This is a genomic window from Microcoleus sp. Pol12B5, from assembly GCF_036701335.1.
GTDB lineage: Bacteria > Cyanobacteriota > Cyanobacteriia > Cyanobacteriales > Microcoleaceae > Microcoleus.
This window is the reverse complement of sequence record NZ_JAUBQQ010000009.1, coordinates 54,486-70,364: the sequence shown is the minus strand read 5'-3', so window position 1 is coordinate 70,364 and position 15,879 is coordinate 54,486. Positions and strand designations below refer to the sequence as shown.

Below are 15,879 nucleotides of genomic sequence, written 5' to 3'. Positions count from 1 at the left end.
TATTACAATCTTTGAAAGTAGTTTAACTCGTTAAATTTTAAGTGAAAGGATGTACCAAATTCTCTGGATATTTCGATGGTTCCTTCTAACTGCTCGGTTAAAGTACAGACAACTTGAAACCCCATCGAATGAGTTTTCCGAAAATCTAAGTTTTGAGGAAAGCCAATGCCGTTGTCCTTAACTAAGAGGTTGATTTCTCGATCGCCTGTTTGATAGCATTCTACACTAACTGTACCAGTTGTGCCATCAGGAAAAGCGTGTTTCAGGGTATTTGAAACCAATTCATTGGCAATTAAACCGCAGGGAGTAGCCGTTTCAAGATTTAGGGAAATTGGCTCAGCTAATACCTGCAACTGAATTTGGTTGTTGCTAATATTGTAAGAGTGAAACAAATTACTTACCAAATCTTCGAGATATTCACCAAAATTAATTTGCGCTAAATTAGTCGAACGGTACAGTTTTTCGTGAATCAGAGCCATAGAATAAAGGCGATTCTGACTTTCTTCAAACATTTTGCTTACTTGCGGATCGGCAACTGTGTTCGATTGCAATTCTAACAGGCTAGCAACTACGCAGAGGTTGTTTTTGACGCGGTGGTGAATTTCTTTGAGCAAAATTTCTTTTTCTCTGAGGGAGTTTTTCAAATTTGCTTCCGCTTGTTTGCGATCGCTCAGTTCAGCTTGCAGTTGCTGGTAAAGTAGAGATTGCTGAATGGCGATCGCCAATTGATTCACCAACTGCTGAAATAAATTGATTTCCCATTCTTTCCAATCACGAGGTCGATCGCATTGATGGGCAATAAGCAATCCCCAAAGTTTGCTGTGCTGAATAATCGGCACTACTAACTTTGCCTTAACTTGAATTTGTTTCATAAACTCCATCACACAAGGTGTAATGCTGGGAGAATCCAGTTCGGAAATTGCAGAAATTCGCCCTTGCAAATAAAGCTGATAACTGTCAGGGGGGAAAACCTCTTCGCCAAAACATCTATCTATGAGTTGGCTGCATCCTTCTGCCACGGCTTCAGCAATGACTCGCCCGCCGCTTTTGGGTAAAAGTTGATAAACCAAAACTCGATCGGCTAATAATACTTGCTGGAGTTCGGCAACCGTGGTGTTAAGAATTTCCTCTAATTGCAAAGACTGGCGGACACGACGGGCGATCGCCTCCACAAGCCGTTCTTGCTCGAACTGCTGCCCTCTAGCGAGTTCGGCGTATTTAGAATTGCTAATATCAGCGGCATAACCAATAATTTCGATCGGAATGCCCATGCTGTCAACCAATAATTTTAGTTCCGTCCTTAGCCAGCGGTAACTTCCGTCTTGGTGTAGAAAACGATACTCGCAAATGCAATTTCTTTCCTCGGACAAATCCAAAAAATTTACTAGAAATTGTGGCCTATCTTCAGGGTGAATCCGGCTCGACCAAAATTTACAATCTGCTAACAATTCTTGGGGATAGTAGCCAACGATTGTCTGAACGTTGTCGCTGATGTAAGTAGTACAAAAGTCCCCCGTCGGTGCGGCGGTAAAAATTACCGCCGGATTAGAACCCAGCAAAAATTGCAGGCGTTCTTTTAACTGCTGAAATTCCATTTCTGCTCGCTTACGATAACTGATATCTTCGATCGCCCCCATACTGTAGAGAGGAATGCCCTCGCGATCGCGGATCAGCGTCACCGTTAAGTTTGCCCACATCAGCTCGCCATTCTTTTTAATCAAGCGTTTTTCCCTTTGGAAGCGAGAAATCTTGCCGTAGATCAACTGCTTGACTTCCTCTAAATCTGCGTGTATATCTTCTGGATGCGTGAGTTCACTAAAAGTCATGCTAGCCAACTCCGAATCGCTGTAGCCCAACATCTGGCGGTGAGCTTCATTCACTTTGATCGTGCGGTAGTCGCGCACGCTTGCCAAACCAAGCGCGATCGGAGCATCGTCAAATAAGTTGCGAAACTTTTCCTCACTCTTTTGCAATGCAGCTTCTGCGTGTTTGCGAGCGGTAATGTCTCGGGCTACCCACATCACCCGATCACAATCCAGTGGCGAAATACTGGCATCAAACCAAAATAATTTGCAGCCAATTTCCATGCTGTATTCAACTCTGTGGGTTTCCCCAGATGCTAATGTTTGGCGAATGTGGGCCAGGGCAAAATTAGCTTCCGCTTCTGGGAAAATTTCGGCGAGGGTTTTGCCCAGTACTTCCGGAGCAGGTTTGTACAGCAGTTCGGGAGCCGTGGGGGCGATTTTGAGGTAGCGACCGCTTGCGTCGAAAACCAGCACGATATCCGTCATGGCGTTAAACAGCGCCAGCAGTTCGGCTTCGGAGTTTTGAAGTTTTTCTTCGGTCAATTTGCGATCGGTAATGTCGGTGTCAGTGCCAGTCAGGCGTAATGCCTTGCCAGAAGGCGATCGGATCGCGCTGCCGCGGGCAAGTATCCAGCAGGTGCTGCCGTCTTTACGCACCATCCGGTGTTCTACTTCATAAATTTCTGTCACACCCTCTAGATAAGCATTTACTGCTTCGGCGACGGAAACTTGATCGTCGGGATGAACGTGAGACGCCCAATTTTCCATGCGGTTAGGAATCTCTGCGTCCTGATAGCCCAACAAAGCTTTCAAAGACGGAGCAATGTAGATTTCGTCGGTTTCCAAATTCCAGTCCCAAACCCCCACTTTGCCGGCCGATACTGCCATTTCGTACCATTGTGTCCGCTGCTGCACTCTCTGTTCTAACTCTGTATTGAGCTGCTGCAAAGCGATTTCTGCTTGTTTGCGATCAGTGACATCCCGGCCTGCTGCTTGATACTCGACGATTTGTCCGCTCTCGTTGAATATAGCCCGATCGATCCACTGCTGCCAGCGAATTTCCCCGCTCGACAAAATTACTCGATGTTCGCAGGTAAAAATAGGGTTTTCGGGAGACACAGAAGTATATTGCTGTTGAAAAATTTCTCGGTCTCCTTCTGGCAGCAGCGACATGAAGCATTTGCCGAGTAAGTCGAACTGCTGCAAGCCGAAATAACGGCAGTAAGCTTGATTGACAAACGTTATTTTACCGTTGGGGAGGTAGCGGCAAATCAGTTCGGTTTGGTCTTCCACAATCGCCAGGTAGCGCGCCTCGCTCTGCTGCATGGCATTTTCGGCATTTTGGCGATCGCTGACTTTTTCTAGTTCACAATTACCCTCTAACAGTTCGCATTGTTCCTGGAGTTTTGCCACTTCTTGATGCAGTGCCTCTATCCAGCTATACATTGCTGGGCGAATACTTTTTTCACTGATTAAACCTACGAGCTGGCCCCGTTCATCTACAATTGGCAAGCAATCTATCGAGTATTGACAAAATAGCTTGAATGCGGTAGTAATATCTGTAAATTCTGATTCTTGTAAGACAATTAAATTCCGCGTCATTGCCTCGGCAACTTTCATGCCTTGCCATCCGTATTCGGCCGCGGCTAAGTTCAGCACATCTTCCGGGCTTAGCAGTCCGACTAGCTGATTTTCATCGACAACTAAGACGCAACTAATCGATGCTTTTAAATTTTCGTTTGAGTCGGGAAGTGCAGGGGCATTAGGCCGTGAGCAAGGGTCGATCGCCCGACGCATCAGGGCGATCGCCTCTGGGAGCGAAGTTGAGGGATCAACCGTCACAGGGTGGCGATCGACAGCTTCGTCGGGCGATCGTAAATTGGCCGACAAATTAGCAAGTTCCATTAGTCTTGGTCAAAAAGTATTGCTAATTAACTTTAGCAACACTTTTCGTCATCAGCCAGATGACTGAGGAATGATGAGCTGCCTTATTTTATGCCAAGGAGAATATAAGTTTTCATTCCCCCTTTGCCCTTAACTTCAATAGTTCCCCGCTCCTGAAATACATATTTGTGTTCCAATAACTTATAAGTAGTTTCGCTGACTTGAATCCGCCAAGGCAAACCGTGAGATTCCATGCGAGAAGCAATATTTACTGTGTCGCCCCACAAATCGTAAATAAACTTTTTTATGCCAATTACTCCGGCAACAACCGGGCCGCTATGAATCCCGATGCGGATGCTAAAATATTTATTATGGCTAGCATTAAATCGGGCTATTTCTGCTTGCATATCTAGGGCCATTTGGGCGATCCCCTCTGCGTGGTCTGCCCTGGGTTCAGGGAGCCCTCCCACCGCCATGTATGCGTCGCCGATGGTCTTAATTTTCTCTAGGCCGTGCTGTTCGCACAAAAGGTCGAATCCTGAGAAAATCTTATTTAGGATCTCCACAAGGTCGATCGGATTCATGACTGCCGACAAAGTAGTAAACCCCACAATATCTGCGAACAAAACAGTCACTTCAGGAAAGTATTCGGCAATAGTAGTTTCGTTTCGCTTGAGGCGTTCTGCTATTGCCTTGGGCAAGATATTTAACAGCAGCTTTTCTGATTTCTCTTGTTCTTCCCGCAGGGCATCTTCTGCTTGCTTGCGTTCCGTAATGTCGTGGTAACTCCAGACTCTCCCGATAATTGTATCTCCCAGCCGCTGCGGTTGCGAATAGCGTTCAAAAAACCTGCCGTCTTGAAATTCCAACAAGTCGTAACTTTCGGCTTCTGGCTGATTGTAAAGCGATTCTATTCTCTCTTGGAATGCTTGGGGGTCTTTGAGTTGGTTCAGGACAAAGGCGATCGTTGTGGCGTCGTCTCGCAGTGCCATCACTTCATCGGGTATGCCCCACATTTCCACAAATTGTCGATTGAAAGTGACAATTTTTCCACTCCTGTCAATCGCTAAAATACCGTCCGCAGTAGAATCAAAAGTTGCTAGCAGTAGGGACACAGATTTTGCTAGGGCGTCTTCGGTCATTTTTCGAGCAGTAATATCTCGCAAAATAGCGCGAATTGCTACTAGCGAGCCTGCCGCAAATTTACAGCTTATGCTACCTTCTAGCAAAATCTTTTCACGATGTTTAGTGACAAATATTAGTTCAATCGAGTCTGGATATAATGTATTTTCATTAACTGTTTTTTGAGTGATAGCTTGATATAATATATCCAGATGTTCGGGGGAACTGTTCGGATGAATGATATCAAAAACAGTCATTTGATCAATTTCTGCTTCGCTGTAGCCCAGAGTTTCTCGCCAAGCCCGATTTACATACAAAAAATGACCGTCCTCTCCAATACTTTGAATCAAATCAGTAGCATTTTCAAATAAGTCTCGCAGTTGTTCTTCGCTTTCCCGCAAAGCTATTTCCACTTGCTTACGCTTGATAAATTGACCTAGTTGGGAGCCGATAGTTGCCATTATCTGGAGCAATTCTTCATCAAAACACTGCACTTCGCGGCTGAATAAAATCATCACCCCCAACACAGACTTTGCAGAATTTTCAGGGTCATAGTCGCCCCAAATTGGGAAACCAAAAGCTCCGTGTAGTCCTTCTTCAGCAGCAATTTCGCGGCGCATACAACTGTCGCTTTTTGTGACATCGGCAATCCACTGAGAGGAACCGCTGGCCCAAACAAAACCGGGTAATCCTTCGCCAAACGCACAAGTCATTTGTTCGGTAAATTCGGCAAATTTGGGGATAGAAACTGAGCGTTTTGTCCAACTGGCGACGCACCGAAGCAAATTGGGATCGGAAACCGCAGTTATTCTTTTAGTTTCTGACAGCAGTTTTTCCCCAGATTCGGGCATCCAAAGTTCGGCCGTATCCCATCCCAAGCTGTCGCAAATTACGGGGAGAATTGCTGCTATAGCTTTTTTGATGGTTTCGGATGCCGACAGGATGCGAGTGGCGACGTACTGAGTTATTTGTCGCTGGCGGGCGCGCTGTCTATCTGTGACATCGCGGCCGATGTACACGAAATCTTGAAGGGCGGGCAAAGAGCCAGAAATACCTTTAATGTCAGTCGAAATCGCCGTACAGGAAAACGAAACTGTTAGCTTTTCTCCGGTTTTTGCCGTGCAAATTACTTCCGCGTGAGTTTGCGATTGTTGAGGCTCATCTTGGCTAACTGCTTGCAAAGAGGAGCCAAAAGCAGCAAGAGCGTCTATTTGCTGGCCTACTAATTCTAATTCGCTGTAACCGAACAAATTTTGAGCAGCTTGATTGACTTTTTTAATTTTTCCCGATGCTGTTGTTACCAACAAAACTTCGGCCATTGAACTAATAATTTTTTCAACATAATTATTAGTAGCCGCTAAGGTACTCAATAAAATATCCATTTCATTGGTAGCTTGGACGAGAGTTTGTTCTAAAGCCATCCTGTCGCTTACGTCTTGAAAAAATATAATTAATCTATGATGATTTTCCTCATTGGTGAACTCGACAATATACATATCAAAATAAAGCCGCGAACCATTCTCTAATAGTCGCGTGATCGCTTTTAATTCAAAATTTGGCAACCGTTTTTCAAAAATATCGATTAAAATTTCTTCAGTTCCCACTAATTCTGGAAAGGGAATGCGAACATCGTTGCCGGCGACTACTTCTTCGGGACAGTCCGCAAACCGCTGCACTTGCAGAGAGATTTCTTGGATTAAAAAGTTTTTATCCAGTGCTAGGTACTCCAAGTGGTGTGGAACTAACAGTTTTTTTAACAAGGTTTTCATGCGAGATTTTTAGTATTGAATGCGCCCTCTGGATCTAATTATCGAAAGTGAATGTATTTATCTCTGTTTCTCAAAGGGAATTCTGACTAAAAAGGTAGTGCCTAACCCTATCTTGCTGGAAAATTCGATTTGACCTCCGTGCAAATCTACACACTGCTTGACTATCGATAAACCCAGTCCTGTACCCGGTATTTTTCCGACATTTTTGGCTCGATAATAAGATTCAAAGAGTTGTTCTTGGTCTTCTAGAGGAATGCCAATGCCTGCATCTTTAATTTTAAATTTAGCTTCTTCATTATTCTGACAATTTAATTCAAAATAAATATGGCTGTCCAGGGGCGAATATTTGACCGCATTTGACAGCAAATTTGTCAAGATGTGCCGCAACAATCTGGGATCTAGTGCGGGTAACTGTTGCGTTTCCTGCGAGTCGATATCATTTTGTGTCGCGGGCGTAACTAATTCTTGATAAATAAAATTAATTGTATGATTTTTTCCATAACTAATTTTAATTGATTCTACTAACTCGCTGCAAAATTTTTTTAAGTTGACTGGTGCGGGATAGAATTCGAGTTTTCCTGCTTCGGCGCTGCTGAGCAACCGCACGTCATCTAATAGCTGAGCCATTTGTTGAGATGCTGATTTAACGTGTTGCAGGTATTGTTGTTTTTCCGCGTAGGTGAGGTCCTCGCCGTAGTCTTGGAGAATTTTAGTAGCAAACAATACTGTACTTAAAGGATTGCCGAATTCGTGAGCAATCATCGAGAAAAAACGAGATTTTACCTGTCTGAGTTCTTGCTCTTTTGCCAAAGAGCGGCGAATTTCTATTTCTTGTTGTTTGCGTTCTGTGATGTCCCTACCTATATAAATGAAATCGTAAAGTCCCTCTAATTCTGTCTGAATTGCCGAACAGGAAAATTCTACCCAAATTTCTTCTCCTGCTTTAGTAGTGCAGACTATTTCTAGTTCTCTACGCAGCTCTTTTTGAGACAAAATATAGCTATGGCGCGCTTGGTAAATTAATTTTTCTTCTGCTAGTATTAAAGACAGGGGTTTGCCGATTAATTCTGCTTCGCTATACCCAAATAACCATTGTGTCGATTGATTGATTGTTTTGATAGTTCCTAATGTTGTTGTCACCAACAAAGCATCGCCCATCGAACGAATAACTTTATCTATATAATCTTTAGAAGCGGCTAAGGCACTGACCAAAAGATTAGCTTCATTCGCCCTCTGAATCAACGATTGCTTCATTACCATCTTTTCGGTGGTATCTTCAATCAAAATTAGCAATTTACTTGGCAAATCTTCTTGTTCCTCTTCATATTTGATAGCCAACATATCAAAGTATAAAGGGCGGTTCTGGTCGGCAAACCGAGCGATACCTTTGACTTCAAAACCGGGCAGCCGTCCCATAATGATAGACATGAGGATATTTTCAATGCCAATTAGTTCGGGAAAACTCAGGCGAGCATCTGCACCGGGTATGGCGTCGCCCGGAGTATCGGCATAATGCTGCACTTCGGCGGAGGTTTCCTGAATGATGAAATGGTGATTTACTAGAAAATACTGTGTTTGTCGCGGGCCCAACAGCTTTCTTAATAGGGGGTTCATACTTGTTCTACCATTGTGTAAGCTAGTTTGTAGAAAATTTCGTCAACGTCTTTGCCTGTTTTAGCAGATGTTGTGCAAACTGCTATTACTTTGTCTTGACCTATCGAATGGGACATTTCCACTAGCAGCGCCAATTTTTCCTCGTCAATCAAGTCTACTTTGTTCAAAGCGACGATAATTGACCCTTTAGGGTTGACCGAAGAATAAAGCTGAATGTGTTCGGAGATTCGCTCAACTGTTTCGGAGCGGCTGACATCGGCAACTATTAAAACGCCGCTAGCTCCCTGCAAGTAAGTCGGTGCTATTCCTTTGAATTTTGTATGTCCTTCTAAGTCCCAAATCAGCAACTTTGCAGTCACATTTTCCCGCTGTTTTACCCCTTCTAATTCTACGATTTTGCTGGAAATTTTTACTCCCACAGTGGAGAGGTATTGGTCGCTGAATTGCCGATCGACAAAACGGCGGATTAGGCTAGTTTTACCCACGCCAAAATCGCCGATCATACACATTTTTTTAGATATAGTAACTGACATAATTATTTACTGTTTATGGTCTTAGTTATTGGTTCAAATACCACGCATCTGCTTAAAAGTCGTGGTTGATTGGGTTCCACGTCGGCAGGAGGATGGGGGATTCCAACCGTTTGGAGACGCTTCGGGTCAGCACCTTGCCGTACCAAAGCATCTCGCACTGCTGTGGCACGCCTGATGGACAACTGTTGATTTGTAGCAATTTCCCCAGTTCGATCACTGTGCCCAATTATCTTAATCTGTTTTTGAGGATATTGATCCATGAAATTTTTGACACTGGCGATCATTTCTCCGTATGTTGAGTCTAATGTTGCCGTTCCTTGCTGGAAGTAGATGCGGGTTGTAATTTTCAGCGGCTCTAATTTAACTGTGCTAATCACCGATTGAACACCGGGAATTTGCTTCAGGGACTGAGCTATTTTCTGTCCGTCTGCACCCTCTCTAACTGTCCCCTCGACAGTCACTTTACGTTCGCCATACCGCGTCGAAATAGAAACGCCTTCTTTCTGATTCAAAACGGCGGTAATCCGCTGCACCTCAGCCGCCGTCAAAACTGGATCAGGGGGAACATCTACAGCTATAATTTTATTATCTAATTGCAATTTCGGTGCAGTTGATGCAGCTATTTTTTCGGCTTGTGCCCGCAATTTTTGATTGGGCAACTTTCCGGTTAGCTTTAAAGTTTTGCCATCAACTGCAACATCTAAGCGGTAAACTGCTAATTCGGGAGTTGATGCTAAAGCTGCGATGGCATTGGCTTCGAGGCGGCGCTCAACGCTGCTGCGGTACTGATAAATTCCCCAAGGTACTAAGATCAAGCTCAAGGCGGCTAAACTGATAGCAGCTAGGGCGATCGGGGGTTTTGTTGATTTTTCCGTTAGTATCGGATCGAATAAAGTTTTTATACACGGGTGCAGCGACTCCGGTATAGTACCGGGGTCGCCGTTAAACTCGTGAATTACTTGAGCATAATTAAGGATGAGATCACTAACGGTTTGTCGTATTTTTTGGATGAAGAAGTTTGACGGTTCTCCTTTAATCACTACGGCCATGTAACAATATCCCGCTACTTCTAGCAGAATTTTTGAGTCGCCGTATTCAATTTGATTGAGTTCGGAAGATTCTCCCGGCTGCACGAAGCACTCGTTAACAAAGCTGCGAATAGCTGTGAGCATTCCTGCTACCATTTCTGATTCTAACTGGTAGCTTTCTGAGTTTTGAACTTCGGAAATAATCAAGCCTGATGCTTTGTGAATTAAGAATGCTGCTTGGACGGTAAAGGGTACTGATTCTTGGAGGATTAATTCAGCTTCGGAGACTCCTTGTACTTTGGAGCGGATTTTTCGCTTAAATCCTTCGACGCTGATGGCAGTTGACACTTTTTCATTGATTGTCTTGATAGCTTCTGCCATGTATCGGGCAATGGTACTGCCAATTACGGGATAGAGCGCATCCACCATAGAGTCGCGTTCGAGTTTTATTTGGGCTGTAATCGCTTTGCCCATTTCCGGGGCGAGGGCTTGAGCGATCGACTCTTGGTCGAGGCGAATTTGCTCTTTAATTGCCAGGCCGATTTCTGGGGCGATCGCGCGAGCAATATCCGCTGGCGAATTGACTATTTGTTGAGCAAGTGCGTCGGGCAGCAGCTCAGCTATTGCCGCACTCATTGCCGACTTATTTTCCTGAGTTTTTGCCCTAATCACTTCGTCAATAATTGGCCCGATCGCGTTAACAACTTCTTCTCTCGAATCAGCAATTTTGCGGCTGAGAATTTCTGCGATCCAAGGCAGCATCAACTCAATCAACTCTTGGGGCTCGTAGATTTGGTGCTCCAATTTCCCTAATTTATCGTCGATTGTTGCCATGAGGTGGCGCACCCCCGGCAAATCGTTTTCTGCCAAAAGATTTTTGACTTGCTCGATATCTGATATTTTTGAGCCGAAAATCAGATTTTGCAGCGTTTCCATGGCGCTGTCGGCTTGATTTAAGTCTTGTTTAATTTGACCTAATATTTCTGTCGGCTGTTCTAGTAAGTTTGGGATTTCTAAAGCCGAAGCCATCGCAGCATCTAAATATCCAGTTTCTGGTGGATTTGAGACTGGGGAAACTATTGGGTTATGGGGAATTACCGAGAATTTTGACTCGGTTTCGGGAGGGGAAAAATCCTGTAAATGCCGATCGAACCCGTGGGATTTTTCACCCTGTACTTCCTGTAAAGAATCTTTCGTTGTCAAGTTAGACAATTCTGCGACAGGCTGTGATTCCTCCTCCAAATCCGGCTGGGCGATCGCGGAAACATCTATAGTTTTAGCTGAGGAATAGTCTTTTTCCAGTTCTGAAGTGTTGAGTTTGTGAGTAGCGAATAGCAAACTTTTGAACTCGTCTGCAACAGACGGGGCATCGCTAGACTCGGGTTGGCGAGATCCAGTTTCGGGTACACTCGCTGCAACTTCCTCTGGCGCTTGCTCAGAAATACCTAACAAATCCATCAACCCGCCGAGGGCCCCAGCTTGATTATTTTCGTCACTGCTGTCATCTTCGGGATCTGCATTTTGCTGCTTGGAAGCCGCAAAAATTTTGAGATCGACTAACAGATTCAGCAAGGGTTCTAGCTGGGTTGCCGCATCGGCAGCAGACTCGTCAGGTTGAGAAACAAAACCCTCTAACTCATTGTCGTCAGCCGGATTTTCTTTCGGTAAAGCCATGCGTTATTATCCGTGATGGTGGCGCTCCGGCAACAGAAATTCGTTATTTAACTTATTATCCGCAACGCCTTTAAGTTCGGGCACAAATTCTGTTCCTTTGAGCCTCATGCCGAGTTCAAACAGAATTTCTGCCATGTCGTCTCTGGAAACTTTAACATCTCTGAGCATAGAAAAGCGACGATCGAGCTCTTCAAAAACCTGTGTTTTCAAAGTGCGGGTTTCTTCAGATAGTCGCTCTCTGGTTTGGGAGAGTTCGTCGCGAAGCGAACTGGTTTGATTGTCTATAGCCTCGTCGAGGGCTTCCATGCTGCTGGAAAATTTGCGGTTAACGCGATCGACTTGCTGACGGATGTCTGCGCTTTCTTCTTGGGTGTTTGAGGTGAGCGATTTAACTTTCTTTTCTAACGAATCAACTGCAGCCCTCATTTCTCCTGAAAGAACTGTTTTTACTTGTTCGATGCGAGTTTGCATATCTTGCTGCATCATCGACAAGTCGGAATCTATTTTATCGAAGCGATTGTCGTATTCTCTAAGCTGCGCTCCAAAAATTATATCCCGGATCTGGTCGATATTTCCCAGCCGTTCGCGCATTTCTTCTTTAGTTATTTCGGCCATAATACCTGGAATCTCCGGAAATTGTGAGTTTAAGAACTGTGCTAGTGATTTACTACCGTTGTTGGTGGCACTAGCTTTTTTGAGTGGGGGGGCTTTGATTTTTTGAACTCTCACCCCTGCGTCGGGGATGGGATTTTTTAGAGTCTTGACTCTAAATATCCTGAGATTCAAATTTTTGAGCCTGGTCTTGTCACCAAAAATGGCGGTTGGCTATCCTTGGCTTGCAGCAAGCTCCTAGAAGCGTAGATTTTGCTGCTATACAGCACAGCGGGGTAGGTTTTAATGTCTTGTACTGACATCCTCAATGATATCGCATCTTGACAGTGCCTCATACCACAGCGCTTGAGTCCCTGCCAAAAGCGGGCGGGCTTGCTCCACGTCCCATTATATATAATATATAACTCAAAAGCTGCACAGATCGCTCGCCGATCGGCTCCCAGGGATGTTGCGTTTGACCAGAAACCATTTATACAGCCGAACTCGGCCCATCTCTCCCCCTCGAAGCCTCTTCTCCTGCGATCGCCCTATAAAAATTCATAGGGCCCGATCGACAGCGATCAGACCCAATAATATGAGAACTTTGTTTTTTCTAACAAACGAGATGTGTTTCCGGTTGAGAACTGTGACTTACTAGGGTTTACAACTTTTGCAGCTTTACTGTTAATCCCCAACTACAACTACGTCTGACTCGACTGCGGTTTGGCTTGACTGCTCGATCGGCAGTTCGCCACTATTTCAAGTTGTGTTCGGTTAATTTCTGCTGCGCCTCGGAATCTAGACCGGAGACACCATGCCTATATCCTCGAATTTTCTTTCTAAATATAGCGACCTCCTTTCTCTTTCTGTCCCGGTGTCTATTATTAAGTTAGCATGAGCTTTCCGAGCAGTAAAGCACAATTTGCAAAACTTGATAGGTCTTTACATTACTAAGTATAATGATATAAATATCCACATAGATGTAAGTTCTATTATTGCTACATCTTTACATACTTAACACTTCTTGTCATGCCTATTTCTCCTAAGTTTCTCAGTGGTAGCCAAATCCGCCAAACATTCCTCGACTTTTATGCCCAGCGGGGACATAAGATGTTGCCGAGTGCTTCTTTGGTACCCGAAGATCCGACGGTGTTGCTGACGATCGCCGGAATGCTACAATTCAAGCCGATATTTCTCGGACAGCGTACCGCCGAATCACCGCGCGCCACGACTTCTCAAAAGTGCATCCGCACCAACGACATCGAAAACGTCGGCCGCACCGCCCGCCACCACACGTTTTTTGAAATGTTGGGTAATTTCAGTTTCGGAGATTATTTCAAGAAACAGGCGATCGCCTGGGCGTGGGAACTTTCCACGGAAGTTTTCGGTTTACCAGCGTCCAATTTGGTTGTTAGCGTTTTCCGAGAAGATGACGAAGCTTTTGCGATTTGGCGCGATGAAATTGGCATTCCGGGCGATCGCATTCAGCGCATGGGAGAAGATGACAATTTCTGGCAATCCGGCCCGACAGGCCCCTGCGGCCCGTGTTCGGAGATTTACTATGATTTCCACCCAGAAAGAGGTGACAATATTGACCTCGAAGATGATAGCAGGTTTATTGAATTCTACAACCTGGTTTTCATGCAGTACAATAAAGATGCAGAGGGCAATTTAACACCGCTGCAAAATCAAAATATTGATACTGGAATGGGACTGGAACGGATGGCGCAAATCCTCCAGAAAGTCCCCAATAATTACGAAACAGATTTGATTTTTCCGATCATTCAATCGGCGGCGGAAATTGCCGGGATTGATTACCACAATAGCAATGAAAAAGTCAAGGTTTCGCTGAAAGTAATTGGCGATCACATTCGGGCTGTGGTGCACATGATTGCGGACGAAATTCGCGCGTCGAATGTTGGTCGGGGTTACATTTTGCGTCGGTTGATTCGCCGGGTGGTGCGCCACGGGCGACTGATTGGAATTCAGGGCGAATTTACGGTGCGGGTGGCTGAAAGTGCGATCGCCCTTTCGGAAGCAGCTTATCCGAACGTGCGGCGGCGGGAAGCTCAAATTAAGGCGGAATTGGCAAGGGAAGAGGCGCAGTTTCTCAAGACTTTGGAACGCGGAGAGAAGCTGCTGGAGGAAATTGTCGATCGCACAAAACAGCAAACCCACCAACAAATCAGCGGTCAAGATGCTTTCACTCTTTACGATACCTACGGTTTCCCCTTAGAACTGACTCAAGAAATTGCTGAGGAACAGGGAATTTCTGTGGATTTGGACGGCTTTGAAGCCGCGATGAAGGAACAGCAAATTCGCGCTAAAGATGCTCGCCAAACAATCGATTTGACCGTGCAGGGTTCTTTGGATAAGTTGGCTGAAACAATCCAGGGAACTGAGTTTGTTGGTTATGCTGAATTGTCGAGTTTAGCTGAGGTGGAAGTTATCTTGGTTGACGGCAAATCTGTCGAGGAAGCAGCCGCCGGTACCGAGGTACAAGTTGTTTTGAACCAAACGCCGTTTTATGCTGAATCCGGCGGACAAATTGGGGATAAAGGTTATTTGAATGGCAGCATTCAGGGAGAGAATGCAGAGGGTTTGTTAGTAAGAGTTGATGATGTGAAGAAGGAATCGGATTTCTTCGTGCATTTCGGCTTTGTGGAACGGGGAACGCTGAGAGTTGGCGATAGTATTACGGCGAAAATTGACAATAGCGGTCGCCGCCGAATTCAGGCTAACCACACAGCAACTCACTTATTACAATCAGCTTTGCGGAAAATTGTGGACGATTCGATTTCGCAAGCTGGTTCGCTGGTATCCTCTGAGAGATTGCGGTTTGATTTCAATTCTCCGCGCGCTGTCACAGCAGAAGAGTTGCAGAAAATTGAGGATTTAGTTAATAGTTGGATTGCTGAGGCGCACGCTGCTGAGGTTGCAGAAATGCCGATCGCCCTTGCGAGAGAAAAAGGCGCAACTGCGATGTTTGGCGAGAAGTACGGCGACGTGGTGCGGGTTATCGATTTTCCCGGCGTTTCGATGGAATTGTGCGGCGGGACTCACGTCAGCAATACCGCAGAAATCGGGCTGTTTAAGATTGTTTCCGAAGCGGGGGTAGCAGCGGGAACTCGCAGGATTGAAGCGGTTTCCGGTCAAGCTGTTTTGGATTATTTGAATGTGCGCGATAAGGTGGTGCGCGATTTGGGCGATCGATTTAAGGCGAAGCCTGAAGAATTGCCGAACCGGATTACTAATTTGCAGAATGAGTTGAAGGATACTCAGAAACATTTGGCTGCTGTGAAGTCGGAATTGGCGATCGCGAAATCTGACCAGTTGCTGAGTGCGGCGGAGGCGATCGGCGAATTCAAAATCATTGTAGCTCAATTGGGTGATGTGGATACGGAAGCCCTGAAAACTGCGGCGGAAAGATTGCAGCAAAAGTTAGGAAATGCTGCGGTTGTTTTGGCATCAATTCCTGAACCGGACAAGGTAAGTTTGGTGGCAGCTTTTAGTCCTGAAGTCAATAAGAAAGGATTGCAAGCTGGCAAGTTTATCGGGGGAATTGCTCAAATTTGCGGCGGAAAAGGCGGCGGGCGGCCGAATTTGGCGCAAGCTGGGGGACGCGATGCAAGTAAGTTGCAGGAAGCGTTGGAAAGTGCTCGCAATCTGTTAGTTGAAGGGTTGGGTTAGTCTGGGTTTTCTGTAGGAAATAAAAACTCTTTGTATCTCTCCTTTATCGCCGAGTCTCGATCGCCCTAAATCCCCCTTAACAAGGGGGACTTTGATCGGAATCTTGTCCCCCCCTTCTTTAAGGGGGGCTAGGGGGGATCGGGGCCTAATCGTCAGTTCGATCGCTTCC

General features: G+C 45.4%; 7 protein-coding genes. 1 reads left to right on the top strand and 6 read right to left on the bottom strand.

All coding sequences use genetic code 11. The features are described 5' to 3' along the window. Positions 1-2: 2 nt before the first annotated feature. The 6 genes from QUA24_RS07480 to QUA24_RS07455 all read right to left on the bottom strand — a co-directional run bounded on the left by QUA24_RS07480 (position 3) and on the right by QUA24_RS07455 (position 12,044). Entirely contained in the window at positions 3-3,710 is a 3,708-nt protein-coding gene (locus QUA24_RS07480) for a PAS domain S-box protein (RefSeq protein WP_333209379.1), read from the bottom strand. 83 nt (positions 3,711-3,793) lie between these two features. Then, a complete protein-coding gene (locus QUA24_RS07475) occupies positions 3,794-6,580 on the bottom strand; it encodes an adenylate/guanylate cyclase domain-containing protein (protein WP_333228493.1) in 2,787 nt (928 codons plus the stop codon). Between the two features lie 57 nt (positions 6,581-6,637). After that, positions 6,638-8,194, bottom strand: a complete 1,557-nt coding sequence (locus tag QUA24_RS07470; RefSeq protein WP_333228491.1) for a PAS domain-containing sensor histidine kinase — start codon at positions 8,192-8,194, stop codon at positions 6,638-6,640. Further along, positions 8,191-8,727, bottom strand: coding sequence for a Rab family GTPase (locus QUA24_RS07465; protein WP_333228489.1), 537 nt, complete (start codon positions 8,725-8,727; stop codon positions 8,191-8,193). Before QUA24_RS07465 ends, QUA24_RS07470 begins: the two co-directional genes overlap by 4 nt. A gap of 2 nt (positions 8,728-8,729) precedes the next feature. Next, complete coding sequence (locus QUA24_RS07460; protein ID WP_333228488.1) at positions 8,730-11,429, bottom strand: OmpA family protein; 2,700 nt, start codon at positions 11,427-11,429, stop codon at positions 8,730-8,732. 6 nt (positions 11,430-11,435) lie between these two features. Beyond that, positions 11,436-12,044, bottom strand: coding sequence for a hypothetical protein (locus tag QUA24_RS07455; protein ID WP_333209388.1), 609 nt, complete (start codon positions 12,042-12,044; stop codon positions 11,436-11,438). Positions 12,045-13,049: 1,005 nt separating this feature from the next. On the opposite strand from QUA24_RS07455, the gene alaS reads away from it, so the two are divergent. Continuing rightward, the gene (gene alaS, locus QUA24_RS07450) at positions 13,050-15,710 is read left to right on the top strand and encodes an alanine--tRNA ligase (RefSeq protein ID WP_333228485.1); all 2,661 of its coding nucleotides are present in this window, start codon (positions 13,050-13,052) and stop codon (positions 15,708-15,710) included. Positions 15,711-15,879: the final 169 nt, after the last annotated feature.